This is a genomic window from Puniceibacterium confluentis, assembly GCF_007923445.1.
Lineage (GTDB): Bacteria > Pseudomonadota > Alphaproteobacteria > Rhodobacterales > Rhodobacteraceae > Puniceibacterium > Puniceibacterium confluentis.
In genome coordinates this window covers 100,244-126,722 of record NZ_VOJI01000007.1, presented here as the reverse complement: position 1 = coordinate 126,722, position 26,479 = coordinate 100,244, and the positions used below count along the sequence as shown (strand labels likewise).

Genomic DNA, 26,479 nt, shown 5'->3' with positions numbered 1-26,479 from the left:
GCTTTGCGCTGCCATCCCGTCCTGTGTTTGAATCCCGGAGCCAGAATGTCTGACAAGACAGAATCCCCGTCGCACCTTGCCCCCCGGCGCAGCCTGATCAGACAGCTCGAGCTCGACACCCGGTTGCTGGGAATGATCGGAGCCTTCGTCGTGGTCTGCCTCGTGTTCAATTTCTGGACCGATGGCCGGTTCCTGACCCCGCGCAACATCTTCAACCTGACGATCCAGACGGTCAGTGTCGCCATCATGGCGACCGGCATGGTGTTTGTGATCGTCACCCGCCACATCGACCTGTCGGTCGGTGCCCTGCTCGCCACCTGCACCGCCGTGATGGGGATGTTGCAGACCCGCTGGCTGCCGGGCCACCTCGGGCTCGAGATCGGCTCGCCCCTGATCCCCTGGATCACCATCGGCCTTGGCCTGCTGGTGGGGGCCCTGATCGGCGGGATGCAGGGTTGGCTGGTGGGCTACCGCGCCATTCCGGCATTCATCGTGACGCTGGGCGGGCTGCTGATCTGGCGCAACGTCGGCTGGTATCTGACAAGCGGACAAACCATCGGCCCGCTGGACGAGACCTATATCCTGTTCGGCGGCATCACGGGAACCCTGGGCTGGTTCTGGAGCTGGGTCGTGGGGATCGTTGCGGCGCTGGCTGCGGCTGTCGGCCTGTGGGCGGCACGGCGCAACAAGATCAGCCACGAATTCCCGGTCAAACCGGTCTGGGCCGAAATCGCGGTGATTGCCATCACTGTTGGCGCGATCCTCGGGTTCGTTGCCATCCTCAATGCCTACGAATTGCCGGACCGGGTGGTGGCGCGGGACTTTGCCGCCTATGGCTGCGCACAGGCCGAAGGCTGCACCGTCGCCTATGGCATTCCGTTTTCCGTGCTGCTGCTGATCTTTGTCGCCGTGGTGATGACGGTGATCGCCACACGTACACGGCTCGGGCGTTATATCTTTGCCACCGGCGGCAACCCCGACGCCGCCAGCCTGTCGGGCATCAACACCCGGCTGCTGACGGTCAAGATCTTTGCCATTGTCGGCGTGCTCTCTGCCCTGGGCGGCGTTGTCGCCTCGGCCCGGCTTGGCTACCACACCAACGACATCGGCACCCTGGACGAACTGCGGGTCATCGCGGCGGCGGTGATCGGCGGCACCGCCCTGTCCGGCGGAATCGGCACCATCTACGGCGCGGTCTTTGGCGCGCTGATCATGCAGTCCCTGCAATCGGGCATGGCGATGGTCGGGGTCGATGCCCCCTACCAGAACATCGTGGTCGGCGCCGTGCTGGTGTTCGCCGTCTGGGTCGACATCGAGTATCGCAAGCGGACAGGAGCCAGGTAAATGACCACACCCCTAGTTCAGATGAAGAACATCTCCATCGCGTTTGGCGGCGTACACGCGGTCGACGATGTCAGCCTTGACCTCTATCCCGGCGAAGTCGTGGGGTTGCTGGGGCACAATGGCGCCGGCAAATCGACGCTGATCAAGATCCTGTCCGGGGCCTACAGGATGGATTCCGGCGAAATCTGGATCAATGGCGCCAAGGTGGACATCCATTCGCCCCGCGATGCCCGCAACAACAGCATCGAGACAATTTACCAGACGCTGGCGCTGGCCGACAATCTGGACGCCGCGTCGAACCTGTTTCTCGGGCGCGAACTGACCACCCGGCTGGGCTTTGTCGATGACTCGCGGCAAGAGGCCGAGACGCGCCGGATCATGGCCCGCCTGAACCCGAACTTCAAGAAACTGAAGGAACCGGTGTCCGCCCTGTCCGGCGGTCAGCGCCAGTCGGTCGCCATCGCCCGCGCGGTGTATTTCAAGGCCCGGATCCTGATCATGGACGAACCCACCGCCGCGCTCGGGGTGCATGAAACCAAGATGGTCGCGGATCTGATCACCGAGCTCAAGAAACAGGGGCTTGGCATCTTCCTGATCAGCCACGACACCCGCGAGATGATGGCGTTGTGTGACCGGGTATCGGTGATGAAGAACGGCCAGGTTGTCGGAACCGAGCGGGTCGAAGATGTCACCGAAGATGACATCCTGTCGATGATCATCCTTGGCAAGAACCCGAAAGCGGCGGCATGAGCGGACAGTTTATCGGGCTGGATCTGGGCACGTCGTCGCTCAAGGCTGTGGTGATGGATGGCGATCAGGCCATCCTCGCCGAGGCGACGGCGCCGCTGAGTGTGCAGCGCCCGCACGACGGCTGGTCAGAGCAGGACCCGGCAAGCTGGCTGACCGCAGCAGATGCGGTACTGCGGGAATTGGCCTCCCGGGTGGCACTGAACGCCGTGCGGGGTATCGGACTGTCGGGCCATATGCACGGCGCGACCCTGCTGGGGGCCGACGATGCGGTTCTGCGGCCATGCATCCTGTGGAACGACACCCGCGCGGCGGATGAGGCTGCAACACTGGACTCGGACCCGCGGTTCCGGGCGCTGACCGGGAACATCGTGTTTCCCGGCTTCACCGCGCCCAAGCTGGTCTGGGTCCGCAGGAACGAACCCGCGGTGTTCGCCCGGGTCACCAAGGTGTTGTTGCCAAAGGACTATCTGCGGCTTTGGCTGAGTGGCGAACACGTCGCGGACATGTCGGACGCCGCGGGCACCAGCTGGCTCGATACCGGCAACCGCGACTGGTCCGACGCGCTGCTCGGGGCCACGGGACTCGGGCGTGAACACATGCCGCGGCTGGTCGAAGGATCCGCGGTTTCCGGCACGTTGCGCGATACGCTGGCCGACCGGTGGGGTCTGCCCAGGGGGGTCGTGATTGCCGGTGGCGGCGGTGACAATGCCGCCAGCGCGGTGGGTGTCGGGGTGGTGAAACCGGGCGAAGCCTTTGTCTCGCTCGGCACGTCGGGGGTGCTGTTTGCCGCGTCTGCCGCCTATCAGCCCGATGCCGCCAGTGCAGTGCACACCTTTTGCCACGCCCTGCCCGGCACCTGGCACCAGATGGGTGTCATCCTTGCCGCCGCAGACGCATTGAACTGGTTCGCCGGGTCCATCGGACAGAAACCTGACGCCCTGACGGCGGACCTTGGCCCGTTGCAGCCCCCGGGACGCACCCTGTTCCTGCCGTATCTGGGCGGCGAGAGGACGCCGCACAACGACGCACGGATCCGCGGCGCGTTCCTGCATCTGGATCACGGCAACGACACCGCCGCCCTGACCCGCGCGGTGCTGGAGGGCGTCACCCACGCCTTTCGCGACAGCTTTGACGCGCTCAGCGGGACCGGCACCGCGATCACCCGACTGATCGGCGTCGGCGGCGGCACCCGGTCCGACTACTGGGTCAAGGCGATTGCAACCTCTCTGGGCATGCCGATCGACCTGCCGGTCTCGGGTGATTTCGGCGGCGCCTTCGGGGCGGCGCGGCTGGGCATGATGGCGGCGACCGGCGCCGGAGCCGAGATCGCCACCGCTCCGCCGATTGCCCGCAGCATCGACCCGGACATTGCCCTGACTCCGGATTTTGCCGAGGCACATGCCCGGTACCGCGCCAGCTATTCGGCCCTGAAGGGCCTGACCTGAAGGAAACCGACATGAGCGAATTTTTCCGGGACATTCCGAAGATCACTTTCGAAGGCCCCGACAGCGACAACGACTTTGCCTTTCGCCACTACAACCCGGACGAAATGATCCTGGGCAAGAGCCTGAAGGACCATCTGCGTTTTTCTGCGGCCTACTGGCACAGTTTTGCCTGGCCCGGGGGCGATCCTTTCGGCGGACAGACCTTCGATCGGCCCTGGTTCGGAGACACCATGGCGCTGGCCCGGCTGAAAGCGGATGTCGCCTTTGAGATGTTCCAGATTCTCGACGTGCCGTTCTACTGCTTCCACGATGCGGATGTCCGCCCCGAAGGCGCCAATTTCGCCGAAAACACCCGCAATCTGCGCGAGATCGTCGATTATTTCGAGGAAAAGCAGGCAGACACCGGCGTCAAGCTGCTCTGGGGCACGGCCAATCTGTTCTCGAACCGCCGCTTCATGTCGGGCGCGGCCACCAACCCCGACCCGGATGTCTTTGCGTTTTCCGCAGCGACGGTCAAAACCTGTCTGGATGCGACCAAGCAGCTAGGCGGCGCGAACTATGTCCTGTGGGGCGGGCGTGAAGGCTATGAAACGCTGCTCAACACCGACCTTTCCCGCGAACGGGCCCAGGCGGGCCGGTTCCTGCACATGGTGGTCGAGTACAAGCACAAGATCGGCTTTGACGGTCCGATCCTGATCGAACCCAAACCACAGGAGCCGACCAAGCATCAGTACGACTATGATGTCGCCACGGTTTACGGGTTCCTGAAAGAGTTCGGTCTCGAGCAGGAAGTGAAGATGAACATCGAACAGGGGCACGCCATCCTTGCGGGCCATTCCTTCGAACACGAACTGGCCATGGCCCGGTCTCTGGGCATCTTCGGTTCCATCGACATGAACCGCAACGATTACCAGTCCGGCTGGGACACCGACCAGTTTCCCAACAACATCCCCGAGATGACGCTGGCCTATTACGAAGTCCTGCGCGCAGGCGGGTTCACCACCGGTGGCACCAATTTCGATGCCAAACTGCGGCGCCAGTCTCTGGACCCCGAGGATCTCATTCTGGCACATGTGGGCGGCATGGACGCCTGTGCCGCCGGGCTCAGGGCCGCCGCCGCAATGTTGCAGGACGGCAAGCTGGAAGCGGCGCGCGACGCCCGCTATGCGGGTTGGGACACGCCCCGGGCCCGCGACATGCTGGCCGGCACCCTGGACAGCATCACCGACCGTGTGCTGGCAGAGGACATCAACCCGCAGCCCCGCTCAGGCCGTCAGGAACGGCTGGAGAATCTGGTGAACCGGTATCTGTGATGTCCGGTGGCCGCGGGTTGTGCCGACGGTCCACGCAGAACGCGGGTCCGGCGCACAGCGCGCGACCGGAACCCGCGCCAATCGGGCCCGGAGGGAATTCGGGTCCGGTTGCTGACAGGAACATGCCGTCGACAGCGCCACAAAAAAGGGCCGCCATCTGGCGACCCTTCTGAAAACTCGGTAATCCGCGACGTTAGCCGTTCACACTGTCTTTCAAGGCTTTCGCGATGGTCATCTTCACCACCTTGTCGGCCTCTTTCTTGAACTGCTCGCCAGTGGCGGGGTTGCGTACCATCCGCTCGGGACGTTCGCGGCAGTAGATCTTGCCCACACCGGGAAGAGTCACGGCACCGCCGTCGGCCACTTCCTTGGTGATCAGGTTGCAAACCGCGTCCAGCGCCGCGCCTGCCGCTTTCTTGTCGCTGCCCATTTCTTCGGCCAGAGCTGCCACAAGTTGCGTCTTGGTCATTGGTTTCGCCATTTCATGGTCTCCTTCTCTGCCCATCTCCTAGGGCCTCATTCGGTGAACTAAACCGTATGTAGCAATCAAACACAACGGTTAGTGTATATTTGCAAGGGAAAAACGCGCATATAGCGGTGCTTTCCCCAGGGTCACAGGAAAGCTGTCTCATCAAAGCTACGCAATTTCCGGCTGTGGATCCGCTCCAGCGGCATGTCGCGCAACTGCTCCATCGCGCGGATGCCGATCATCAGATGCCGGGCCACCTGCGTCCGGTAGAAATCGGACGCCATGCCGGGCAGCTTCAACTCGCCGTGCAGCGGCTTGTCACTGACACAGAGCAGCGTGCCGTAGGGCACCCGGAACCGGAACCCGTTGGCGGCGATGGTGGCGGATTCCATGTCCAGCGCCACGGCCCGTGACTGCGACAGACGCTGCACCGGGCCCCGTTTGTCGCGCAACTCCCAATTGCGGTTGTCCACACTCGCGACGGTGCCGGTGCGCATGATCCGCTTGAGATCGTAGCCTTCCAATTGGGTTTCCTCGGCCACCGCGCGTTCCAGCGCGATCTGGATTTCCGCCAGCGCCGGGATCGGCACCCAGACCGGCAGATCATCGTCCAGCACCCGGTCTTCGCGCAGATAGGCATGCGCCAGAACAAAATCGCCCAGACTTTGCGAATTGCGCAGTCCGGCGCAGTGACCGACCATCAGCCAGGCATGTGGGCGCAGCACGGCGATGTGGTCGGTCGCGGTCTTGGCGTTGCTGGGCCCGACCCCGATGTTGACCAGGGTAATGCCCGATCCATCCGCCCGCTTGAGGTGATAGGTCGGCATCTGCGGCATCTTCCCGCTGGACGCGATGGCCTGATCCGGGCCGGTGATCTCGGCGTTGTCGGTAGAGACAAAGCTGATGTAGCCGCTGTCCGGGTCGGCCAGCATGGCGCGCCCATAGGCCTCGAACTCGCTCACGTAGAACTGGTAGTTTGTGAACAGCACGTGGTTCTGGAAATGCTCGGGGTCGGTCGCGGTGTAATGGGCCAGCCGCGCCAGCGAATAGTCGACGCGCTGCGCGGTGAACGGCGCCAGCGCCTCGGCGCCGTCGGCGGCGGGTTTGGCCAGGCCGTTGACGATGTCGTCGTTGGTCGTGGCAAGGTCCGGCACGTCGAACACATCCCGCAGGGTGAACTGCGCCGCACCTTCCTGCGGCACGGTCACGCCGGCCCGGGTGGCCACCGCAAAATGCACCGGCATCGGGGTATCCGACAGCCCGACCTGAACCGGCACCCCGTGATTGGCGAGCAACAGGCCGATCTGCTGGCACAGGTACTTGCGAAACAGGTCCGGGCGCGTGACGCTGGTGGCGTGGGTGCCGGGCGCGGAGACATGGCCAAAACTCAGCCGACTGTCGACTTTGGCAAACGACGCGGTGGTGATCCGCAATTCGGGATAATAGGCGCGGTAACGCACGCCGGGGTGGCCCTCGGCCATCGCCTTGTCAAAGCGGTCACACAGAAAACCGACGGCGGACTCGTAGAGCGCGCACAGGCGGTCGACAGCGGCTGTCGCATCGTCGAACATCTCGGGTGGAGACATCTCCGGCGTAACGATGTCGAGTGTGACTGACTGATCCTGCATCCGCGCCTCGTTGCATAATTTCGCGGCAAGGTGACATCATCGCGTCAGTGGCGCAAGCGCGGCAGTCGGCCCCCGGTGCACCCTCTCTGGCCTTTCCCTCCGCGGCACAGCAGACTTGCCACGGCTGGATTACAGGAGACCCCACCATGTCTGTCACACATCTCAAACCCAACATGGACCACTGGGCCGAGCGCGTGGACCTCGCCGCCGCCTTCCGCTGGACCGCACGGCTCAACATGCACGAAGGGGTGGCCAACCACTTTTCGCTGTCAGTCAATGATGACGGCACCAGGTTCCTGATGAACCCGAACCAGAAACATTTTTCCCGGATCAAGGCGTCGGACCTGTTGCTGGTTGACGCCAACGACCCCGACACCCTGTCCGGCCCCGACGCGCCCGACCCCACCGCCTGGGGTCTGCACGGCGGGCTGCACCGCCATTGTGCCCATGCCCGCTGTGCCATGCACGTGCATTCGATCCATGCCACGGTGCTCGCCTGCCTTGCCGACCCGACGCTGCCGCCGATTGATCAGAACTGTGCGACGTTTTACAACCGCATCGCCTATGACGGCGCCTATGGCGGTCTGGCGTTCGAAGACGAGGGCATCCGCTGTGCGCAGCTGTTCACCGATCCCAGGCAAAAGGTGATGGTGATGGGCAACCACGGCGTCATGGTGATCGGCGACACCGTGGCCGAAACCTTCAACCGGCTGTACTATTTCGAACGCGCGGCTGAAACCTATATCCGGGCGTTGCAGACCGGTCGGCCGCTCAAGGTGCTGAGTGACGAAATCGCGGAAAAGACAGCGCGCGAACTGGAGAGCTATCCCGAGCAGGACGTCCGCCACCTTGCGGAACTCAAGGCAATCCTGGACGGCGAAGGATCGGACTATGCCCAGTGACCCCGCCCGATAGCCCGGGGCGGGGCATCGGACTGCACAGGATCAGCCGCTGCGCAGGCCGGTTTCGACCAGCATGCCGCGGCGCTTGGCCTCGTAGTAATACCCCTGGGAGTACCACTTGACCGCGGTATCATAGCTGCCGTTCGCCAGCAGCCAGGCACCGCGCAGATACTTCACCGCGAACTTCAGGTTGGTCTCTGCGTCCAGAAGCTCCGACGCCTTGCCGCGGTGGCCCATGCCGCGCGCGGTGGCGGGCAGGATCTGCATCAGGCCGTAGTACGGGCCATTGCGGGCGCCGGGGCGGTGGGTGCTCTCGCGGATCACCACCCGGTGCACCAGCGGACGCGGCACACCGTAGAGATCGGCGTAGGTGTTGATCAGCTTGCGCAGTTCCCGCGTCTCGTTGGGGTAAAGCGCCGGTTCGAGCGGGGCCGAACGGGTCGAAATCTCGGGAACATTCCGGCTGGCGCAGGCGGCCAGCGACATCACGAGGGTGCCAAGAAGGGCACGGCGGGTATATGACTGCATCTCTGCTCCGGTGTTGACCACGGTTCGGGTCTACACAGTCACGGCCGTCCTGCCACCGTCAGCTTTTCTGATGAGCCATTCTTTGCCCACCCCCGGAGCAACCTTCGGCGGCCCTGCCCCCGGATCTCCGGGCTATTTTGGCCCCGGAAATGCCCGGAGTGGCGGCGATACGATGGCGCCCCGAAACCGCCGGCCCGCTGGCAAATGTCTTGTCGGCAAAAGACTTTTTGCCGCCCGCGAACCGTGGCAACCGCGGCGATGGCAACGGCGGATCCCCGGGATCTGCGGCGGCGGCGCGACGTGTGGTCGACAGGACCGGGCGGCGCCGGGGGCACGCATCGACTGCCCACGAATTGGGCAGCGGCCGATCGCGGAGTTGGCGAGGCGTCGGCCGCAAAGGTCCGGATCCGGGCAGCGGCGACGGCGATTCGGTCATCGGTCGCACGACAGGTCGGGTTCGAGGCTTGCAGAATCCCCGTCTTCAGAGCATTTTTCGCCGCATGACACATACCTTACTCTCGCTTGGTCACGGCTATTCTGCCCGTGCCCTGTCCCGCCTGCTGTTGCCGCAGGGCTGGCGCATCTTCGGGACCACCCGCAGCGCCGACTCCGCGGGCGCCCTGGCCGAAACCGGAATTGAACCGGTGCTGTGGGAGGCAGGGGCGGTTCGCGACGCACTGGCGCAGGCGACCCATCTGCTGATTTCCGCCGGGCCCGACTCTGCCGGCGACCCGAGCCTGCGGCTGATCGGCGATGCCATTACCGCCCGTGCGCCCGAGCTTTACTGGGCGGGTTATCTGTCGACAACCGGGGTCTACGGCGATCATCACGGCGCCTGGGTGGACGAAACGACGCCACTGACCCCGGGCACCGAGCGCGGTCTGCTGCGCGTCGAGGCCGAGGCGGCCTGGGGGGCAATCCCGGGCCTGCCGCTGCATGTCTTCCGGCTGGCCGGGATTTACGGACCCGGGCGCGGCCCGTTCGCCAAGGTGCGCGCCGGCAAGGCACGCCAGATCATCAAGCGCGGCCAGGTGTTCAGCCGGATCCATGTCGACGATATCGCCCGGGTGCTGGCGGCCTCGATCGAGCGGCCCAATCCGGGTGCGGTCTACAACGTCTGCGACAATGACCCGGCGCCGCCACAGGACGTGATTTCCCATGCCGCAGAACTTCTCAACCTGCCGGAACCGCCCAAGGTCGATTTCCGCAAGGCCGAGCTCTCGGACATGGCGCGCAGTTTCTATGCCGAGAGCAAGCGTGTCTCGAACGACCGGATCAAGAACGAGCTTGGCGTCGAACTGCTGTACCCCGATTACCGCAGCGGCTTGCAGTCCTTGCTCGAGGCGGAAACCGCCTGATCGGGATCAGGCGCGTTTGCCCAACTGGGCGACCCCGAGCGTGGCAAGCACCTTGGCCTCGATGTCTCTGGCACCCAGTTCGGCCACGGCATACATGTCCGCCGGGCTGGCCTGATCAATGAAGATATCCGGCAGCACCATCGAGCGGTACTTCAGACCGGTGTCAAAGATGCCGTCTTCGGCCAGCAGTTGTGCCACATGGCTGCCGAACCCACCGATGGCGCCTTCCTCGATGGTGATCAGCGCCTCGTGTGTCCGGGCCAGCGTCAGGATCAGGTCGCGATCAAGCGGCTTGGCAAAGCGGGCATCGGCAATCGTCGGGGTGATGCCGCGCGCGGCCAGCGCCTCGGCAGCGCGGCGCACCTCGCCCAGACGCGTGCCAAAGGACAGCAGCGCGACGCGTGCGCCCTCTTGCACGATGCGCCCCTTGCCGATCTCCAGCAGCGTGCCGCGCTCCGGCAGTTCGACACCTTCGCCCTCGCCGCGTGGATAGCGGAACGCGATGGGGCCTGAATCATGCGCCGCGGCGGTGGCGATCATATGCTTGAGCTCGGCTTCGTCGGCGGCGGCCATCACGACAAACCCCGGCAGGTTCGCCAGAAAGGCGATGTCATAGCTGCCCGCATGGGTGGCGCCGTCGGCTCCGACCAGCCCGGCCCGGTCGATGGCAAAGCGCACCGGCAGGCGCTGGATCGCCACATCATGGACCACCTGATCGTAACCACGTTGCAGAAACGTCGAGTAGAGCGCGCAGAACGGCCGCATGCCGCCCGCCGCGAGGCCCGCCGCAAAGGTCACGCCATGCTGTTCCGCGATGCCGACATCAAAGCAGCGGCTGGGAAAGCGTTCGGCAAAGAGGTTGAGGCCGGTGCCGTCGGGCATTGCCGCCGTCACCGCACAGATACGCGGGTCGTCTGCCGCGAGATCCACCAGCGTCTTGCCGAAGACCGATGTATAGGACGGCGCGTTCGATGCGGCCTTCTTCTGCTCGCCCGTCAGGACATTGAAGGTGGCGGTGGCATGGCCCTTGTCCAGCGCCGCTTCGGCCGGGGCATAACCCTTGCCCTTTTTTGTCAGCACATGAAGCAGGATCGGCCCGGTGGCGCGCGCCCTGACCGTGCGCAGCACCGGCAGCAACTGGTCCAGGTCGTGGCCGTCGATCGGGCCGAGATAGGAAAAGCCGAGCTGTTCGAACAGGGTGCCGCCGACGGCCATGCCCTTGAGCATCTCCTTGGCGCGCTTGGCGCCTTCGCGGAGGGGTTCGGGCAGAAAGCTGACCGCGCCCTTGGCGGCGGCCTTGAGGTCATGGAACGGCGCTTCGGCATAGAGCCGCGAGAGGTACGACGACATCGCCCCCACCGGCGGCGCAATTGACATCTCGTTGTCGTTCAGGATCACGATCAGGCGTTTTTTCAGATGGCCTGCGTTGTTCATTGCCTCATACGCCATGCCCGCCGACATGGCGCCGTCGCCGATCACCGCGATGGCATCGCCATGGCCGGTGTCGCAGGCCCCTCCCAGATCGCGCGCGACGGCGAACCCCAGGGCGGCGGAAATCGAGGTCGAGGAATGTGCCGCTCCGAACGGGTCATACTGCGATTCCGACCGTTTGGTGAAGCCGCTGAGGCCATTTTTCATCCGCAGCGTCCGGATCCGGTCGCGGCGCCCTGTAAGGATCTTGTGCGGATAACACTGGTGGCTGACGTCCCAGATGATCTTGTCGCGCGGGGCGTCGAACACCGCATGCAGCGCCACGGTCAGTTCGACAACGCCCAGACCCGCGCCCAGATGGCCACCGGTTTCCGACACTGCCGCGATGGTTTCAGCCCGCAATTCGTCCGCCAGCCGCCGCAGATCGCCATCCGAGAGGTGCGACAGGTCCGACGGAGAGTGGACCTTGTCCAGCAGCGGTGTGTTGGGTTGCGACGACATGGCGTCTCCTTCTGGCGGCGGACCTGTGAGCCTAGCTTTGGCGGGAGATAGCGAAGCGCGCCGCCTGCTTCAAGTTTTCCGCCCCGTCCGGGTACACAGATAGCGCATCACAGGCCATTTCCACCAGTTCCTGTGCCCGGTTCCGGGCGCCCGCCAGTCCCAGCAGCGAGACAAAGGTCGCCTTGCCCGCGGCGGCATCCTTGCCCACGGCCTTGCCGACGCGGGTCGCATCGCCGGTCACGTCGAGCACGTCGTCGGTGATCTGGAACGCCAGACCGAAAGCCTGGGCATAGGCCCGCAGCGGAGCGGTGTCGGCCTGCGCCAGTCGCGCCCCTGCCTCGGCCGCCCAGGAAAAGAGCGCCCCCGTCTTGCCCTGCTGGAGGGCGGTTATTTCGGGCAGGCTCAGCGGTGACTGCGCGGATTCCGCGGCGATGTCCAGCGCCTGGCCCAACACCATGCCCCGCGCGCCGCTGGCCTGCGCCAGTGACAGCGCCAGGTCCGCGCGCACCTCTGCGGGCCCGACCTCGGTTCGCGCGACCCATTCAAAGCCCAGCGCCTGCAGCGCGTCCCCCACCAGCAATGCCGTGCCTTCGTCCCACTGCACATGCACCGTCGGCTGGCCCCGCCGCAACGCATCGTTGTCCATGCAGGGCATGTCGTCATGTACTAGGCTGTAGGCGTGGATCGCTTCGATCGCCAGCGCGGGCCAGAGGGCCCGGCCCGGGTCGACCCCGTGCAACCGGGCCGTTTCCAGCACCAGAAAGCCGCGCAACCGCTTGCCGCCACGGGTCGCATAGCGCATGCCATGCACCACCGGCAGATCGGGCCAATCAGCGAAAAGTTGGTCGAATCCGGCCTGAAGCGTGGTGCCAGCCGTCAGCAGGTCGTGGTGGAACACCTGTCAGAGGCCGGTCACGGGGGTCACACCTTTGGGGTTGCCATCACCATCCAGGGTGATTGCGGCGACCTTTTCCTCGGCTTCCTTCAGCTTGGCCTCGCAGCGCTTTTTCAGCGCCGCGCCGCGCTCGTAGAGCTTGATCGAATCTTCCAGCGCCACATCGCCGCGCTCAAGCTGACCGACCACCTGTTCGAGTTCGGCCATGGCCTGCTCAAAGCTCATTTCTTCCACCGGTGTCTGGCTCATTTCGCCGCCTCCAACAATTCCTCGACATGGGCCTTCGCGGCCGCGCTCAGCGCCTCAAGATCATAGCCGCCTTCGAGTGTCGAGACCACGCGACCGCCACACAACTCGCGCGCCAGCTGGCACAGGGTCTTTGTGAGCCAGCGAAAATCGGCGGTGGTCCAGTTGAGCTGCGCCAGCGGGTCGTCCTGATGGGCATCAAAACCGGCCGACAGGATAAGTAGGTCAGGCCTGAAATCACGCAGGCGCGGGAACACCTGCGCCTCATAGACCTGCCGCATGTCCGCACCAGTGCTTTCGGGCGGCAGCGGCAGGTTCATCACGTTGTCGTGCGCCCCCCTCTCGTCGGCCCGGCCCGACCCGGGCCAGAGCGGCATCTGCTGGCTGGTGATGGTCAGCGCGCGGGGTTCGTCCCACAGCAGATCCTGGGTGCCGTTGCCGTGGTGCACATCGAAATCCACCACTGCGACGCGCTCCAGGCCGTGGTGGTCCAGCGCATGCTTGGCCGCCAGCGCGGCATTGCCGAACAGGCAGAACCCCATGGCGGTGCTGCGCTCCGCGTGATGCCCCGGCGGGCGGATGGCGCAAAAGGCGTTCGGCGCGTCCCCGGCCAGAACCATATCCACCGCCTGAATCACCGCACCGGCGCCGCGCAGGGCGGCGTTCAGGGAACCGGGCGACAGCCAGGTGTCGCCGTCGATCTGGTGAAACCCGCGATTCGGCAGGCTGACGCGCAGGCGATCAATATACGCTTGCGGATGGATGCGCAGCAGGTCGTCATCGCTGGCCAGCGGCGCGGTCACCCGGGTCAGCGGCAGTGGCTCCAGCGCGTGCAGCAGATGCTCGAGACGCGCCACCCGTTCCGGATGGCCGTCCGGCGTCACATGGCTCAGACAGTCGGCGTGGGTGATCAATGCAGTCATGAAGTCCTGTCCTTGGCACGGTCAAAGTCGCGGTCTGCCGATCGGCGTGAAGCCAAAGCAAAACCCGAAAGCCTGAGGGGAGCAACCCCTCCGACCGGGTCAGTCCGGGGCGAGCATATAGCCGGAGCCGCGCACCGTCTGCAGGTAGCGCGGCTGCTTGGGGTCGCTTTCGATCTTGCGGCGCAGCCGGGTGATCTGGACATCCACCGCCCGCTCCTGGCTTTGGCTGCGATCACGGCCGAGATCCTCGACCAGGCTCGAACGGCTCACCGCCTCTCCGGGCCGGGCGGCGAATATCCGCATCAACTGGCTTTCGGTCGCGGTCAGCCGCACCAGGTCTTCGCCGCGCCACATCTCGCCACGTTCGATGTCATAGCGCACCGGTCCCAGCGTCAGCAGCTTGGGCGCGACCTCTCTGGTTGTCACCTCCGGCATCCGCCGCAGGATCGCGTTGATCCGCAACAGCAGCTCTTTCGGCTCGAACGGCTTGGCAAGGTAATCGTCGGCGCCGGCCTCGAGCCCGGCGATCCGGTCCTCGGTTCCAGACTTGGCCGTCAACAGCAGGATCGGAGTGTTGCTGGTCTTGCGGATGGCGGCGGTCAGACTGACGCCGTCCTCTCCCGGCATCATCACATCCAGGACGATCAGGTCGAAATCCAGGCCCAGGAGAATCCGTCTGGCATGACCGGCATCACGGGCGGCGGTCACCAGAAACCCCTGGCGGATCAGGAATTTCTGCAGCAATCCGCGGATGCGTTCATCGTCGTCGACGATCAGAAGGTGGGCGTCGGTCTCACTCATCCCCGCCCCTCCCGAAGACTCTTGTACTGGCGCCGCATCTCGGAATCCATCATCGCCTCCAGAACCCTGCGAAACCCGGCCACCGCATCGGGACCTGCCTGGCGGTAGGCCGCGCGCATGCGTGACCGTTGCGCATCCGACAGCCGCTGCTCAAGCCCCTGCCCCGTCTCGGTCAGGAACAGGTGGCGTTCCCGTTTGTCCATTCGCCCGACGCGGCTTTCGACCAACCCGTCTTCGATCAGCGTCCGCAGCACGCGGTTCAAGGATTGCTTGGTCACACCCAGAATGGCCAGCAAATTGTTGACCGTCGTGCCCGGTGCGCAGTGGATGAAATGGATCGCCCGGTGATGCGCGCGCCCATAAGACATTTCCTGCAGGATCAGATCCGGGTCGGCCGTGAACCCGCGATAGGCAAAAAACATCGCTTCGATGCCCTGCCGCAGCTGTTCGTCGGTGAGAAACAGAAGCGTTTCGCCCCCGTGTATCTGTGCGCTTTGCACCTCTGCCATGGTCACCCCGGTCCGCAGTTCAAATATTCAGCACTCTGTATCCTGTGCGCACTTTAAGTCAGCCTTGTTGACATTCCAACCCCGAACTGGTAGCGAATCGCAGTTTTGGCGCAATTTTATGTCCGACTCGGACGTATGTAGCGCAACAAATGCAAAATTGCGAGCAAGGAGAGAGCGCTATGACCGGGGCTTATGATGACCGCGACGGCAAGATCTGGATGGACGGCGAACTGGTGGACTGGCGCTCGGCCAAGGTGCATGTGCTGACCCACGGTCTGCACTACGCGAGTTCCGTGTTTGAAGGCGAGCGCGCCTACAACGGCAAGATCTTCAAATCCCGCGCACATTCCGAACGGCTGCACTTTTCCGCCAGCTGCCTCGACTTCAAGATCCCCTATTCCGTGGACGAGATCGAAGCCGCCAAGACCGCCGTTCTGGAGGCCAATGGCTTTACCGACGCCTATGTGCGGGCCGTGGCATGGCGCGGCGCCGGAGAAGACATGGGCGTCTCATCGGCGCGCAACCCGGTCCGGCTGGCCATCGCGACATGGGCCTGGGGCAACTACTATGGCGATGCCAAGATGAAGGGCGCCAAGCTCGACATTTCGAAATGGAAACGCCCGTCGCCCGAAACCATCCCCGTGCATGCCAAGGCCGCCGGCCTCTACATGATCTGCACCACCTCCAAACACGCCGCCGAGGCCAAGGGCTGCTCGGATGCGCTGTTCATGGATTACCGCGGCTATGTGGCCGAGGCGACCGGTGCCAACATCTTTTTCGTCAAGGATGGCGAGGTGCACACGCCGCTGCCCGACTGCTTCCTCAACGGCCTGACCCGGCAGACGGTGATCGGGTTGCTGAAAGAGCGCAACATCACGGTGCACGAACGTCACATCATGCCCGAAGAGATGGAAGGCTTTGAGCAGTGCTGGCTGACCGGCACCGCTGCCGAGGTCACCCCCGTCGGACAGATCGGCGATTTCACCTTTGAGGTCGGCGCGATCACCCGCGAGATTTCCGAAGCCTACGAAAAGCTCGTGCGCAGCTGACAGGACGCCTTCCTCAGCGCCAGAACGCCATACGGCCCCGGGTTTTCCCCGGGGCCGTTTTCATTCCGCCTTTCGAGGCGGGTCAGCCCGGGCTGAGGCCGCGCAGGCGCTCGGACCGGCGGCGCAGGATTTCGACCACTGTCAGCAGGCAGATCGACACGGCCACCAGGATCGTTGCCACGGCCAGGATGGTCGGGCTGATCTGTTCGCGCAGGCCGGTGAACATCTGCCAGGGCAGCGTCTGTTGATTGGCCGAGCCGACGAACAGCACCACGACCACCTCATCGAACGAGGTGATAAAGGCGAACAACCCGCCGGAAATCACCCCCGGCAGGATCAGCGGCATCTGCACCCGGAAGAAGGTGGTGACCGGGTTCGCACCCATGTTGGCCGCCGCACGGGTCAGCGAGCGGTCAAAGCCAACCAGCGTGGCCGTCACGGTGATGATCACAAAGGGAATGCCCAGGGCGGCATGCGCCAGCACCACGCCCAGGTAGGTGCCCTGCAATCCGACGCGCGAGTAGAAAAAGTACATGCCCGCAGCCGAGATGATCAGCGGCACGATCATCGGCGAGATCAGGATGGCCATGATCGCCCGGCGGAACGGCACATGCGGCTGGCTGAGACCGATGGCCGCCAGCGTGCCGAACGTCACCGACAGGATCGTCGCCGCCGGTGCGATCAGCAGCGAATTGCGCAATGCCGACTGCCACTCGTTCGAGGTGAAGAAGTCGCGGTAATGCTTGAGACTGTAGCCCGCAGGATCAAATCGCAGCATTTCCGGCGTGAAGGTAAAGAAGTTCTCGGCGTTGAAGGACAGCGGCATCACCACGATGATCGGCGTGATCAGAAACACAAAGATCGCGCCGCAGATCACCCGGAAGGCATAGTGCCACAGCACCTGTCCGGCGGTCAGGTAAGGGGGCAGTTTGGCACGGTAGCGCCCCTCGCCGACCCAATAGACAAACCAGCCGAAGAACCAGCCGAACAGGCCACCGACAACCAGTCCCGGCAGCCCGCCCAACAGGAAGCCCGCGACAAGAAACAGGGCCGCGATGCCATAGCGGACCATTTTTTCCTGCGAGCGATCCAGCAGTTCAAGTGCGGCATAGGCCAGACCGGCCATCAGCAGAGCGCCGATCACGATGCCAAGCAGGCCCGACCCCTGCGCCGTTCCGATGAACAGGCCGGCAAAGGCACCCGCGGCAGCCACGACAGGCAGGGTAAAGGACAGCGGCTGTTTCTTGATGTCTGTGAGTATGAGTTTGGCCATGTCGTTACCCCAGCTTCACGTTGTCGATGCCGACAATCTTGTCATAGGCCCAATACAGCCCCAGAACCACGGCCAGCAGGATCGTCCCCAGTGCCGCCGCGAGACCCCAGTTGAGCGAGCTGGAGATGTGATAGGCGATCCGGTTCGAAATGAACGTCCCGGTGGTGCCGCCGACAATCTCGGGCGTGATGTAATAGCCGATGGACAGGATGAACACGAGGATGCTGCCCGCCCCTATGCCCGGCACCGACTGCGGGAAATAAACCCGCCAGAACGCCGTCCAGTTGGTCGCGCCCAGGGACTTGGCCGCCCGAAGATAGCTCGGCGGAATGGTCTGCATCACCGAGTAGAGCGGCAGGATCATGAACGGCAGCAGGATATGCGTCATCGCCACAATCGTGCCGAACTGGTTGTTGATCATCACAAGTCGGTCGGCATCATTCACCAACCCCAACCAGACAAGGACATCGTTTATCACCCCCTGCTGTTGCAGCATCACCTTCCAGGCCGATGTCCGCACCAGCAGCGAGGTCCAGAACGGCAGCAGCACCAGAATCATCAGCAGGTTCGCGGTGCGCATCGGCAAGTTTGCCAGCAGCCAGGCCACCGGATACCCCAGAAGGATGCAGCTGCCGGTGATCATCAGAGACATGAACATCGTCCGCTTGAACAACAGCCCGTAGATGCGCTGGTTTTCGCTACGGAACTCGGGGCCGTCCGGAGTCTTCTGCATGTCGACGGCGTTCAGGAAATAGCCGTTGGTAAATTCCGGGCTGTAGGTCTTGATCGTCTGCCAGACCGTATGGCTGAGCCAATCGTCGTCGATTGCATTCATGCCGTCCTTGAATGTCACCGACTCGAACCCGCTGACCGCGGCATCCGCAGCCTTCAGCATCTCGGCCTGCGGCCCGCTGTAGCCCGAGACATCCTTGGCCATCAGATCCTGATACAACGCGGTGTGCACCAGAACCCAGGGTTCTTCCTTGAGCAGGCTCTTGCCCTCGTCCACCTGGGCGAATACTGCAAAGGCGGCGTAGGTTTCGGCGGTGCGCGGCAGCAGCTTTTCCATGCCGTCGGCCAGTTCGAATTCCGGCATCTCGCCGTCGGCCTTCTTCCAGGCCTGCATCTCTTGCAGCCAGTCGGCATCGCCCATCAGGGCGGCCCAGGGTTCCGCCTCGTCCCAGTTCTTGTCCAGATCCTTGAACTGGTCGAAATAGACATCCCCGATGTCGTCCAGCGACCGGCCGGACTGCCGGAACAGCGACGACATGCCGGTCATCTCATAATTCAGCCGCGATCCCAGCCGCGTGTGCAGCTTGCGCTCGGCGGCAATGAACAGATCGTAATACAGACCCTCATAGACACTTTCATCCGGCAGATCGCCGGTTGTCGCATCCCAGTCCGACAGGCCGGCGGTCGCACGTGGAAGGGTTTCCGAGACGATGCCGTTCTGCACCGAACGGAACAGCATATCGGCAATCGGCGCGATGAACGTCAGCAGGACAAACAGCAACAGCGGTGCGATGAGCATCAGCGCCCGCATCTTCTGCAGGCGCAGCGCGCGGTTCAGGCTTTCCTTGAGCGGGCGCCCGTCAGCGGCCACCATCTGGCCCGGCTTCGCGTCCTTGCTGGCGGGTACGGCTCCGGCTGTTGCGTCGGTCATTTACACCCCCTCGACAGGATTGATTGTGCTGCTTGCGGTTTTGCGACGGATTTCGGCGACCACCAGACAGGCGGGGTCGGCGCAGGCGCGCTGCGCGCCTTCGAGATCCGGGAATTCGATGGCGACGTGACGATCGTGCGCCACATCTTCGGGGACTTCGGACCGGCCACCACGTCCTTGCCGCCACAACCGTCGAGTGTCGGCGTGTCACGCCGGACAAACTCTGCGTATGCGTCGGGATTGTTCACCGTGATATGGCCGATGATATCGCCTTTTGGCATTATCCGTCCCCAGCTTATTCTTTTTGTGGTCCGGCGGCCCCGTGAAAGAGCCGCCGGAAAGAGCTTTGGCAGGGCGGGATCACCCCGCCGCCGCGTGCCTCACTTGGCCAGCCAGGACTGGAACTTCGCGTCGATGTCGTCGCGGTAGTCAGCCCAGAAGCTGTAGTTGTAGAGGAACGTGTTGCCTGCGTTGGCCGGATCGGTCGGCATGTGCTGCTTCATGTCCTCGGGCACCAGCGGCGCCGAAGAGGCACGGGCCGGACCGTACGAGATGTACTTGGCCTGATCCGCAAGGCGCTGGGTGTCGGTCGCGAACTTCACGAAATCCTGGACCCGGGCCAGACGGTCTGCGGGCAGACCGGTCGGGATGATCCAGCCGTCCAGGTCGAACACCTGAGCGTCCCACATCATGCCGACGGGCTGGTTCTGCTCGACGATGACCGAATAGAGGCGGCCGTTGTAGGTCGAACCCATGAAGATCTCGCCATCGGCCAGCAGCTGCGGCGTGTCGGCACCTGCGGACCACCAGATCACTTCGTCCTTGATGGTGCCCAGCTTGGCCAGTGCCTGGTCCTGACCTTCCGCGGTTTCCAGAACGTCATAGACGTCTTCCTTGGCCACGCCGTCACAGAGCAGCGCCCATTCCATGTTGTTGATCGGACGCTTTTCCAGCGAACGCTTGCCCGGATACTTTTCCAGGTCGAACACGTCGCAGATCTGGCTGGGGGCGTCGACGCCTTCGGGCACCATGTCAGTGCGATAGCCGAATGTGGTCGAATAGACGATCTGCGGAATATAGCAATCCGAGACGATCAGATCACCAAAGTCATCCTCGGCCGAAGAGCCGTCATCGCCCGCAGCGAGCAGTTCCTCGGGATCGTATTCCATTGCCAGGCCTTCGTCACACAGACGGATGGCGTCTGCCGCAACGACGTCGACCAGATCCCAGGTGATGTTGCCAGCTTCGTTCATGGCGCGCAGCTTGGCCACCGCCTCTGCCGAGGATTCGTCCCAGGTCACGGAAACTTCGGGGTGCATCGCCACGTACGGTTCGGAATAGGCCTTCTGCTGGCTCGACTGATAGGCGCCCCCCCAGCTGACAATGGTCATGCTGTCGGCCATGTCGCTGTGCGACGCCGCGAATGCAGCACCGGCAGCCACGGTAAGAGCCGAAGTCGCCATAAGTGTCTTTTTGAATTTCATTGCAGTCTCCCTACACTGCCCGTCTGCAGTTAGGGGTCCGGGTGACGGGCACACACGGCCGGACCCTCTTGTTCACCGTGCCGCCGCACCCACAGGGGCAGAGCCGCGCGATATTCGGTGAAGTCTATGGCGCATCCAGTGCGCGGCAATCTTCGGGCAACCAGCCGATCCTGACCTTCTCGCCCGGGGCGCAGCGCACCTGGTCGGCACGGTTTCGGGTCTTGACGACAAAGTCATCCCGCCCCGCCACTCTGAGCCGCGTGCGGAACACGTCACCCATGTAAACGAATTCCAGAACTTCGGCCTCGAGCGTGTGCGCATCCGGGCCCAGCTGAGGATTGAATTCGACCCGCTCGGGACGAATCGAAACCCGGGTCTTTTCGCCCGACTTCGAGACGTTGACCGGCAGCGCATCAATCAAATCGCCACTGTCGAGCCGCACGGTGCAGCGATCGCCGCTGATGTCCTGAACGGTGCCGTCCAGCGCGTTGTTCTCACCGATGAACTGCGCGACAAAGCTGTTCTGCGGCTTTTCGTACAGTTCGTCGGGCGGGGCCAGCTGCTGAATGCGGCCGTCATCGAACACCGCGACGCGGTCGGACATGGTCAGCGCTTCGGTCTGGTCATGCGTCACGTAGACCACGGTGATACCCAGATCATGCGCCAGGTTGGTGATCTCGAACTGCAGCGTCTCGCGAAGCTGCTTGTCGAGCGCGCCCAGTGGTTCATCCATCAGCACCAGCTCGGGTTCGAACACCAGTGCCCGGGCCAGGGCAATCCGCTGCTGCTGACCACCCGACAGTTGAGTCGGACGACGGCCTGCAAAAGCGCCCATCTGCACCATGTCCAGGGCCCGCTTGATCTTGGCCTCCCGGTCCGACTTGCCCATCTTGCGCACTTCCAGCGGGAAGGACAGGTTTTCGGCCACAGTCATATGCGGGAACAGCGCGTAGTTCTGGAACACCATGCCGATGCCACGCTTGTGCGGCGAGATGTCGTTGATCGACACCCCGTCCAGCTTGATCGCGCCGTGGGTCGCGGTCTCGAATCCGGCCAGCATCATCAGGCAGGTCGTCTTGCCAGACCCCGACGGCCCAAGCATGGTCAGGAACTCACCCTTGGGCATGCTCAGGTTGAGATCCTTGACGACCAGCGTTTCGCCGTCATAGCTCTTTTGAACGCGTTCGAAGGCAACGAACGCATCTTGATTTGCCATATCTGTCAAAGACTGGCTCCCTGTTTGTTCCGCGGATTTTTTCCGCTGTCATACTCATGACTAAACCCCGTGACAGGCCGCGTTGCAACTGCCTTGCGAAAATTCTGTCGGAATTGCGGGCACAACAGGTCATTTGATCAGATTCCTGGCGTCCCGCAGCCAAATCGCCCGGAACATTTGGCAAAATGCCCCCTTCAGCCTGCCCCGCACCCTTCCGCCCCCGGCTGAGTGCCGACAAATCATGCGCCCGCCGATCCAGAATCATTGCCCCCGGGTGGCAAAACCGGGACGAAAGTTGTGCACAACCAGGACGGCATCAACCACACAACACAGGCTTTTTGCCAGCAAAATAGGCGACTGTCCCACAAGCGTCAGGGCCATGTCGCTTTTCTTGCGGCCAAGTTGTGCACATTCAGGCACCAAAGGAACAGCCGCGTCACAAATTCTTCAAGGATGCCAGATGCTCAACCACCGCTTTGCCAAAGACCTGCCCTTCAGCGAAGGCGAATACAAACGCCGACTCGCCAAGACCCGCGCCGCCATGGACCGGGCGGGCGTCGATCTGCTGTGGGTCACCGACCCTTCGAACATGGCCTGGCTCACCGGCTACGATGGCTGGTCGTTCTACGTGCATCAGGGGGTTCTGGTGCTGCCCGACGCCGATCCGGTGTGGTGGGGACGCAACCAAGACAGCAACGGCGCGATCCGCACCGTGTGGATGGGCGATGACCGCTGCATCGGCTATGCCGACAACTACGTGCAATCCACGGAGCGCCACCCGATGCAGGATCTGGCGCAACGGCTGATCGGCATGGGACTGGACAAGCAGCGCATCGGCGTCGAACTCGACAATTACTATTTCTCCGCCAAGGCGTACATGACGCTCGCCGCCGAACTGCCGAATGCGACACTGATTGACGCCACCGCGCTGGTGAACTGGCAGCGTGGCGTGAAATCCGAGGAAGAGCTGGTGTTCATGCGCCGTGCCGCCAGGATCTCGGAAAAGATCGTCGACGGTCTGCTGGAACGGGTCGAACCGGGCGTCGCCAAGAACGCGGTGGTGGCCGAGGTCCAGCGCGACGCGATCATGGGTGCCGACGGACACTGGGGCGACTATGCCGCCATCGTGCCGCTGCTGCCGTCGGGGTCGGATGCCGCAGCGCCGCACCTGACCTGGGACGGTCGGCCGTTCAACAAGGGCGAGGCGACGTTCTTCGAGATTTCAGGCTGTTACCGGCGCTATCACGTACCGTTCTGCCGCACGATCTTTCTTGGTCAGCCATCGGATATCTTTGTGCGTGCCGAGGCCGCACTGGTCGAGGGGCTGGAAGCCGGGCTCGAGGTCGCCCGCGCCGGCAACCGCGCCTGCGACATCGCCAACGCCCTTGCGGCACCGCTGGAATCGGCCGGGATCGAACGCGGCGCGCGCTGTGGCTACCCCATCGGCCTCAGCTATCCGCCGGACTGGGGCGAAAGGACCATCTCGCTGCGGGCCGAGGACGAAACCGTTCTCGAACCCGGCATGACCTTTCATTTCATGCCAGGGCTGTGGATGGCCGACTGGGGTCTGGAAATCACCGAATCCATCGTCATCAAGGACGACGGCCCGGCAGAAACCTTCTGTGACCGACCCCGCAAGATGTTTATCAAGGACTGACCGCCCCGCCCCTCCGCCACATCTTTTTCCAGACACAGGTAGACATGCGCCTTTCCGACACCAGCCTCCTGACCCGGACCGAAGCGATCCTCGCCGATCTCATCGCTTACCCCACTGTCTCGGTCGATCCGAACATCGAAATGATGGCGCATATGGCCACCCTTCTCGAAGACGCGGGCGCACGGGTGGAACTGTTCCATGACACCACCGGCAAAAAGGCCAACCTGTTTGGCACCCTGGGGCCCGACTGCGACGGTGGCATCCTGTTGTCAGGCCATTCCGACGTGGTGCCGGTGACCGATCAGGACTGGTCTTCGGACCCGTTCGAACTGCTCACGCGCGGCGATTTCCTGATGGGGCGCGGCACATGCGACATGAAAGGCTTCATCGCTGCCGCCCTCGCCATGGCCGGCCCCTTCAGCACCCACAACCTGCGGCGGCCGATACACTTCTGCTTCACCCATGACGAGGAAACCGGCTGCATCGGCGCGAAATCCCTTGTTCCCGAGCTGAAAAAGCGCGGTTTCCGTCCCTCGATTGCCATCATCGGCGAGCCGACCGAAATGCGCATCATCGAAGGGCACAAGGGGTGCTGCGAATATACCACCCGCTTCACCGGGCTCGAAGGCCATGGATCCAACCCCGACCGTGGCGTGAACGCCGTGGCCTATGCGGTGAAATACGCCACCCGCCTGATGGAACTGGCCGAGGAACTCAAGGGCCGCGCCCCCCGCGAATCGCGGTTCGATCCGGCCTGGACAACGGTGAACATCGGCAGGCTGCACGGCGGGCACGCGCACAACGTCATTCCCGGCAAGGCCGAACTCGAATGGGAAATGCGCCCGGTCCAGTATGGCGATTCGGAATTCGTCAAGGAAATGCTCGAAGCCTACATCGAAACCGAATTGCTGCCCGCCATGCGCGCCGTCAGTCCGCGCGCCGACATCTCGACCCAGGTGATCGGCGAGGTGATCGGGCTGGAACCGATGGAGGTCAACATGGCCCGCACGCTGGTCGCGGCCCTCACAGGCTGCGAGACCGCCGATGTGGTGCCCTTCAACACCGAGGCCGGGCTGTTCCAGCAACTGGGCATGTCCGCCGTGGTCTGCGGCCCCGGCTCGATCGCGCAGGCACACAAGCCGGACGAATACGTCAGCAGGGCGCAACTCTCGGACTGCCTCTCCATGCTTCGGGGTCTCGGAGAAAGCTGCGCGGCATGAGTGAGGCCACCAGCCGCCACCTGCGTCTTTACGTCGAACTGCGCAGCCGCATCTGCCTGCTCGACTACCCGCCCGGCACCCGCCTGTCCGAAGAGGCGTTGGCGTCGGAATTCGGGACGTCACGCACACCGCTGCGCCGGGCACTTGCCCGCCTCGAAGACGAGGGGTTGGTGGTGTCGCGCCACGGCGTCGGAACACTGGTGACCGACGTCGAGATCGGTGAGCTGGCGCAGACCTACGCCCTGCGGCTGGAACTGGCGCAGTTGACCGGACACCTGTCGCCGCGCCCCGCAACCGCGGCGACGCTTGACGAGATAAAAGACTTCGTCGCGCGCGGCCATGCACTGGTCGCCTGTCCCGATCCGCGTGTCTTTGCCGGACTCAACATGGACTATCATCGCTTCGGTCTGTCGCTCAGCGGCAACGATGCCCTGCGCGACGTTGCCGAACGGCTCTATTTCCGCACTGCCAGAATCTGGCTCAAGGCAATTCCCCGCCTCGATCTGGCCGAAGAATGCGCCATCTTTCTGGAGGAAATGCAACAGACAGAGACGGCACTCAGAGCGCACGACCTGCACGCCGCGGCCCTGATCCGCCGCGCCCATATTTCAATGAGCTTTCAACGACTGTCCACATTCTAGACCCAGGCGAAGAGGTTTGCAGCCGGGACGCCTCCGGCGGGAGTATTTGAAAAGAGAAGAATTGCAGGGCAGGTCCACTGTTTCTTCTCTTTTCAAATACTCCGGGGGAGGCGCCAAAGGCGCCGGGGGCGGAGCCCCCGACAGGTATGGAACCGTTTTCGGGCAGACAAGGACTCCAGGTCAGCCGAGCCCGTTCGGATACCAGTTCGCGATCTTCACCTCGACCGCGTCGCTCACCAGCCCGGCGAAGACGGCCGGATCCTGGGTGCCGCCGTCGCGACCCCGGAAATGGTAGGGGTAGACATAGTCCGGCCGGAAATCAGCCACCGCCGAGGCGGCGGCCTGAGCATCCATCGTGAACGGCAAATTCATGCAGAGGAACGCGATGTCTATGTCTGCAAGCGCACGCATTTCCGGGGTATCTTCGGTATCACCCGAGATGTAGACCCGAAAGCCATCGAAGCTCAGGACATAGCCGTTGTCGCGGCCTTTCGGGTGGAAATTGGTGCGCCCTTCGGTGAAATTGTATGCCGGCACGGCGTCAATCTTCAGGCCCGCCATTTCAATGCTTTCGCCGTTGCCGATACGGCTGGCTCTGGATTTGAGGGTCTCGGGCAGCAGGTCATGGACGGCAGGGTTTGTCAGGAGAGCGGTCTGCCCGCCCATCAACGCGGTCAGGGTGTCCGCATTGTAGTGATCCCCGTGTTCATGCGTCACCAGGATGATGTCCGCCGCCGGCAGGCCTTCGTAGAGCGATGCGGCACCGACCGGATCGCAGCAGATCACTCCTGCCGGTGTCTCCATCACGAAGGACGCATGTTCCACCGGATGGACGGTGATCTCCCCCGCCGGTGTGGGGAACATGTCGCTGGCGTGGGCCGCGGCACGGGCGGAATAGGGCAGGACGGTCACAGCTCCCGCGCTCATCGCGGCGGCCTGCAGGAATGTGCGGCGCGTATGTGTCATGGATCCACTCCCATGGTTGCATCTGCAGGAAAGGTAACCTGCGGTCGCCGGACTTCAAAGCATTCTTGCATCCAAGCGACACGGGAGGCGGGCGTACACTGCGAACCTGACCCTGCGAAATCAGCTGTGCGGCCCGTGGCGAAGGTCAGTTTGCCCGAGCGGCCCGTCACAGAGAGATGATTGCCATTTCCTTGAAAAAACAGTCATATTATCAACAAATTTTACCATTAAGACGGCCGCAAACCAGCTCGGATAAGAGCGCGGCAG

25 protein-coding genes are annotated in these 26,479 nt (G+C 63.5%); 10 read left to right on the top strand and 15 right to left on the bottom strand.

The window, feature by feature from the left end; all coding sequences use genetic code 11:
• The first annotated feature begins 45 nt into the window (after positions 1-45).
• From FOY53_RS09970 to xylA, 4 genes are read left to right on the top strand one after another with little or no spacing between them, the layout of a single operon-like run.
• The gene (locus FOY53_RS09970) at positions 46-1,344 is read left to right on the top strand and encodes a sugar ABC transporter permease (RefSeq protein ID WP_146588323.1); all 1,299 of its coding nucleotides are present in this window, start codon (positions 46-48) and stop codon (positions 1,342-1,344) included.
• A complete protein-coding gene (locus FOY53_RS09965) occupies positions 1,345-2,094 on the top strand; it encodes an ATP-binding cassette domain-containing protein (protein ID WP_146588321.1) in 750 nt (249 codons plus the stop codon).
• The gene (gene xylB, locus FOY53_RS09960) at positions 2,091-3,539 is read left to right on the top strand and encodes a xylulokinase (RefSeq protein WP_146588319.1); all 1,449 of its coding nucleotides are present in this window, start codon (positions 2,091-2,093) and stop codon (positions 3,537-3,539) included. Before FOY53_RS09965 ends, xylB begins: the two co-directional genes overlap by 4 nt.
• An 11-nt stretch (positions 3,540-3,550) precedes the next feature.
• Positions 3,551-4,852 (top strand): xylose isomerase, encoded by a 1,302-nt coding sequence (xylA, locus tag FOY53_RS09955; RefSeq protein WP_146588317.1) that lies wholly within the window; start codon positions 3,551-3,553, stop codon positions 4,850-4,852.
• A 193-nt stretch (positions 4,853-5,045) separates the two neighbouring features.
• Here xylA and FOY53_RS09950 read toward each other — a convergent pair whose 3' ends face one another.
• Positions 5,046-5,333 (bottom strand): HU family DNA-binding protein, encoded by a 288-nt coding sequence (locus tag FOY53_RS09950; protein ID WP_146588315.1) that lies wholly within the window; start codon positions 5,331-5,333, stop codon positions 5,046-5,048.
• Positions 5,334-5,464: 131 nt separating this feature from the next.
• On the bottom strand, positions 5,465-6,949 hold the full coding sequence (locus tag FOY53_RS09945; RefSeq protein WP_146588313.1) for an AMP nucleosidase: 1,485 nt from the start codon (positions 6,947-6,949) through the stop codon (positions 5,465-5,467).
• 146 nt (positions 6,950-7,095) lie between these two features.
• On the opposite strand from FOY53_RS09945, the gene FOY53_RS09940 reads away from it, so the two are divergent.
• Positions 7,096-7,851, top strand: a complete 756-nt coding sequence (locus FOY53_RS09940) for a class II aldolase and adducin N-terminal domain-containing protein (RefSeq protein ID WP_146588311.1) — start codon at positions 7,096-7,098, stop codon at positions 7,849-7,851.
• A gap of 42 nt (positions 7,852-7,893) precedes the next feature.
• Here the strand turns inward: FOY53_RS09940 and FOY53_RS09935 are convergent, their stop codons facing one another.
• On the bottom strand, positions 7,894-8,379 hold the full coding sequence (locus FOY53_RS09935) for a lytic transglycosylase domain-containing protein (RefSeq protein WP_146588309.1): 486 nt from the start codon (positions 8,377-8,379) through the stop codon (positions 7,894-7,896).
• A 500-nt stretch (positions 8,380-8,879) separates the two neighbouring features.
• Here FOY53_RS09935 and FOY53_RS09930 point away from each other — a divergent pair, with 500 nt between their 5' ends.
• Positions 8,880-9,737 carry an SDR family oxidoreductase gene (locus tag FOY53_RS09930; protein ID WP_146588307.1) on the top strand — a complete coding sequence of 286 codons (858 nt, stop codon included), beginning with the start codon at positions 8,880-8,882 and terminating at the stop codon, positions 9,735-9,737.
• A 6-nt stretch (positions 9,738-9,743) separates the two neighbouring features.
• On the opposite strand, the gene dxs is transcribed toward FOY53_RS09930, so the two are convergent.
• The 6 genes from dxs to FOY53_RS09900 all read right to left on the bottom strand — a co-directional run bounded on the left by dxs (position 9,744) and on the right by FOY53_RS09900 (position 15,043).
• Positions 9,744-11,669: a 1-deoxy-D-xylulose-5-phosphate synthase gene (dxs, locus tag FOY53_RS09925; protein WP_146588305.1), complete on the bottom strand. Its 1,926-nt coding sequence runs from the start codon at positions 11,667-11,669 to the stop codon at positions 9,744-9,746.
• Between the two features lie 31 nt (positions 11,670-11,700).
• Positions 11,701-12,552, bottom strand: coding sequence for a polyprenyl synthetase family protein (locus tag FOY53_RS09920; RefSeq protein ID WP_439332539.1), 852 nt, complete (start codon positions 12,550-12,552; stop codon positions 11,701-11,703).
• 18 nt (positions 12,553-12,570) lie between these two features.
• Positions 12,571-12,813: an exodeoxyribonuclease VII small subunit gene (locus FOY53_RS09915; RefSeq protein ID WP_146588303.1), complete on the bottom strand. Its 243-nt coding sequence runs from the start codon at positions 12,811-12,813 to the stop codon at positions 12,571-12,573.
• Complete coding sequence (locus tag FOY53_RS09910; protein WP_146588301.1) at positions 12,810-13,733, bottom strand: histone deacetylase family protein; 924 nt, start codon at positions 13,731-13,733, stop codon at positions 12,810-12,812. Before FOY53_RS09910 ends, FOY53_RS09915 begins: the two co-directional genes overlap by 4 nt.
• A 99-nt stretch (positions 13,734-13,832) precedes the next feature.
• Positions 13,833-14,534 (bottom strand): response regulator, encoded by a 702-nt coding sequence (locus tag FOY53_RS09905; RefSeq protein ID WP_146588299.1) that lies wholly within the window; start codon positions 14,532-14,534, stop codon positions 13,833-13,835.
• Positions 14,531-15,043, bottom strand: a complete 513-nt coding sequence (locus FOY53_RS09900; RefSeq protein WP_146588297.1) for a MarR family winged helix-turn-helix transcriptional regulator — start codon at positions 15,041-15,043, stop codon at positions 14,531-14,533. The genes FOY53_RS09905 and FOY53_RS09900 overlap by 4 nt, the downstream gene beginning before the upstream one ends.
• Positions 15,044-15,222: 179 nt before the next feature.
• On the opposite strand from FOY53_RS09900, the gene FOY53_RS09895 reads away from it, so the two are divergent.
• Complete coding sequence (locus FOY53_RS09895; RefSeq protein ID WP_146588295.1) at positions 15,223-16,092, top strand: branched-chain amino acid aminotransferase; 870 nt, start codon at positions 15,223-15,225, stop codon at positions 16,090-16,092.
• Between the two features lie 82 nt (positions 16,093-16,174).
• Here the strand turns inward: FOY53_RS09895 and FOY53_RS09890 are convergent, their stop codons facing one another.
• From FOY53_RS09890 to FOY53_RS09870, 5 genes are all read right to left on the bottom strand, one after another.
• Positions 16,175-17,365: an ABC transporter permease gene (locus FOY53_RS09890; RefSeq protein ID WP_146588293.1), complete on the bottom strand. Its 1,191-nt coding sequence runs from the start codon at positions 17,363-17,365 to the stop codon at positions 16,175-16,177.
• 4 nt (positions 17,366-17,369) lie between these two features.
• Positions 17,370-19,028, bottom strand: coding sequence for an ABC transporter permease (locus tag FOY53_RS09885; protein WP_146588291.1), 1,659 nt, complete (start codon positions 19,026-19,028; stop codon positions 17,370-17,372).
• The gene (locus FOY53_RS09880; RefSeq protein ID WP_342784100.1) at positions 19,029-19,217 is read right to left on the bottom strand and encodes a DUF1330 domain-containing protein; all 189 of its coding nucleotides are present in this window, start codon (positions 19,215-19,217) and stop codon (positions 19,029-19,031) included. It lies immediately after the preceding gene.
• A gap of 191 nt (positions 19,218-19,408) precedes the next feature.
• Entirely contained in the window at positions 19,409-20,512 is a 1,104-nt protein-coding gene (locus FOY53_RS09875) for an extracellular solute-binding protein (RefSeq protein WP_146588289.1), read from the bottom strand.
• A 124-nt stretch (positions 20,513-20,636) separates the two neighbouring features.
• On the bottom strand, positions 20,637-21,737 hold the full coding sequence (locus tag FOY53_RS09870) for an ABC transporter ATP-binding protein (protein WP_146588287.1): 1,101 nt from the start codon (positions 21,735-21,737) through the stop codon (positions 20,637-20,639).
• A gap of 451 nt (positions 21,738-22,188) precedes the next feature.
• On the opposite strand from FOY53_RS09870, the gene FOY53_RS09865 reads away from it, so the two are divergent.
• Genes FOY53_RS09865 through FOY53_RS09855 form a run of 3 tightly spaced genes read left to right on the top strand, consistent with a single transcriptional unit; the run spans position 22,189 to position 25,246 of the window.
• Positions 22,189-23,385, top strand: a complete 1,197-nt coding sequence (locus FOY53_RS09865; protein ID WP_146588285.1) for a M24 family metallopeptidase — start codon at positions 22,189-22,191, stop codon at positions 23,383-23,385.
• A gap of 44 nt (positions 23,386-23,429) precedes the next feature.
• Positions 23,430-24,605, top strand: a complete 1,176-nt coding sequence (gene argE, locus FOY53_RS09860) for an acetylornithine deacetylase (protein ID WP_146588283.1) — start codon at positions 23,430-23,432, stop codon at positions 24,603-24,605.
• On the top strand, positions 24,602-25,246 hold the full coding sequence (locus tag FOY53_RS09855; RefSeq protein ID WP_146588281.1) for a GntR family transcriptional regulator: 645 nt from the start codon (positions 24,602-24,604) through the stop codon (positions 25,244-25,246). The genes argE and FOY53_RS09855 overlap by 4 nt, the downstream gene beginning before the upstream one ends.
• A gap of 180 nt (positions 25,247-25,426) precedes the next feature.
• Here FOY53_RS09855 and FOY53_RS09850 read toward each other — a convergent pair whose 3' ends face one another.
• Complete coding sequence (locus FOY53_RS09850; RefSeq protein ID WP_146588279.1) at positions 25,427-26,212, bottom strand: MBL fold metallo-hydrolase; 786 nt, start codon at positions 26,210-26,212, stop codon at positions 25,427-25,429.
• Positions 26,213-26,479 lie beyond the last annotated feature (267 nt).

Excerpts from the sequence above, each read along its gene's own strand:
- FOY53_RS09915 (WP_146588303.1), bottom strand. The coding sequence starts at position 12,813 with ATGAGCCAGACACCGGTGGAAGAAATGAGCTTTGAGCAGGCCATGGCC.
- FOY53_RS09885 (WP_146588291.1), bottom strand. The coding sequence starts at position 19,028 with ATGACCGACGCAACAGCCGGAGCCGTACCCGCCAGCAAGGACGCGAAG.
- FOY53_RS09900 (WP_146588297.1), bottom strand. The coding sequence starts at position 15,043 with ATGGCAGAGGTGCAAAGCGCACAGATACACGGGGGCGAAACGCTTCTG.
- FOY53_RS09850 (WP_146588279.1), bottom strand. The coding sequence starts at position 26,212 with ATGACACATACGCGCCGCACATTCCTGCAGGCCGCCGCGATGAGCGCG.
- FOY53_RS09950 (WP_146588315.1), bottom strand. The coding sequence starts at position 5,333 with ATGGCGAAACCAATGACCAAGACGCAACTTGTGGCAGCTCTGGCCGAA.
- FOY53_RS09970 (WP_146588323.1), top strand. The coding sequence starts at position 46 with ATGTCTGACAAGACAGAATCCCCGTCGCACCTTGCCCCCCGGCGCAGC.
- dxs (WP_146588305.1), bottom strand. The coding sequence starts at position 11,669 with ATGTCGTCGCAACCCAACACACCGCTGCTGGACAAGGTCCACTCTCCG.
- FOY53_RS09875 (WP_146588289.1), bottom strand. The coding sequence starts at position 20,512 with ATGAAATTCAAAAAGACACTTATGGCGACTTCGGCTCTTACCGTGGCT.
- FOY53_RS09890 (WP_146588293.1), bottom strand. The coding sequence starts at position 17,365 with ATGGCCAAACTCATACTCACAGACATCAAGAAACAGCCGCTGTCCTTT.
- FOY53_RS09865 (WP_146588285.1), top strand. The coding sequence starts at position 22,189 with ATGCTCAACCACCGCTTTGCCAAAGACCTGCCCTTCAGCGAAGGCGAA.
- xylA (WP_146588317.1), top strand. The coding sequence starts at position 3,551 with ATGAGCGAATTTTTCCGGGACATTCCGAAGATCACTTTCGAAGGCCCC.
- FOY53_RS09905 (WP_146588299.1), bottom strand. The coding sequence starts at position 14,534 with ATGAGTGAGACCGACGCCCACCTTCTGATCGTCGACGACGATGAACGC.
- FOY53_RS09945 (WP_146588313.1), bottom strand. The coding sequence starts at position 6,949 with ATGCAGGATCAGTCAGTCACACTCGACATCGTTACGCCGGAGATGTCT.
- FOY53_RS09940 (WP_146588311.1), top strand. The coding sequence starts at position 7,096 with ATGTCTGTCACACATCTCAAACCCAACATGGACCACTGGGCCGAGCGC.
- FOY53_RS09910 (WP_146588301.1), bottom strand. The coding sequence starts at position 13,733 with ATGACTGCATTGATCACCCACGCCGACTGTCTGAGCCATGTGACGCCG.
- FOY53_RS09930 (WP_146588307.1), top strand. The coding sequence starts at position 8,880 with ATGACACATACCTTACTCTCGCTTGGTCACGGCTATTCTGCCCGTGCC.
- FOY53_RS09855 (WP_146588281.1), top strand. The coding sequence starts at position 24,602 with ATGAGTGAGGCCACCAGCCGCCACCTGCGTCTTTACGTCGAACTGCGC.
- FOY53_RS09895 (WP_146588295.1), top strand. The coding sequence starts at position 15,223 with ATGACCGGGGCTTATGATGACCGCGACGGCAAGATCTGGATGGACGGC.
- FOY53_RS09965 (WP_146588321.1), top strand. The coding sequence starts at position 1,345 with ATGACCACACCCCTAGTTCAGATGAAGAACATCTCCATCGCGTTTGGC.
- FOY53_RS09935 (WP_146588309.1), bottom strand. The coding sequence starts at position 8,379 with ATGCAGTCATATACCCGCCGTGCCCTTCTTGGCACCCTCGTGATGTCG.
- xylB (WP_146588319.1), top strand. The coding sequence starts at position 2,091 with ATGAGCGGACAGTTTATCGGGCTGGATCTGGGCACGTCGTCGCTCAAG.
- argE (WP_146588283.1), top strand. The coding sequence starts at position 23,430 with ATGCGCCTTTCCGACACCAGCCTCCTGACCCGGACCGAAGCGATCCTC.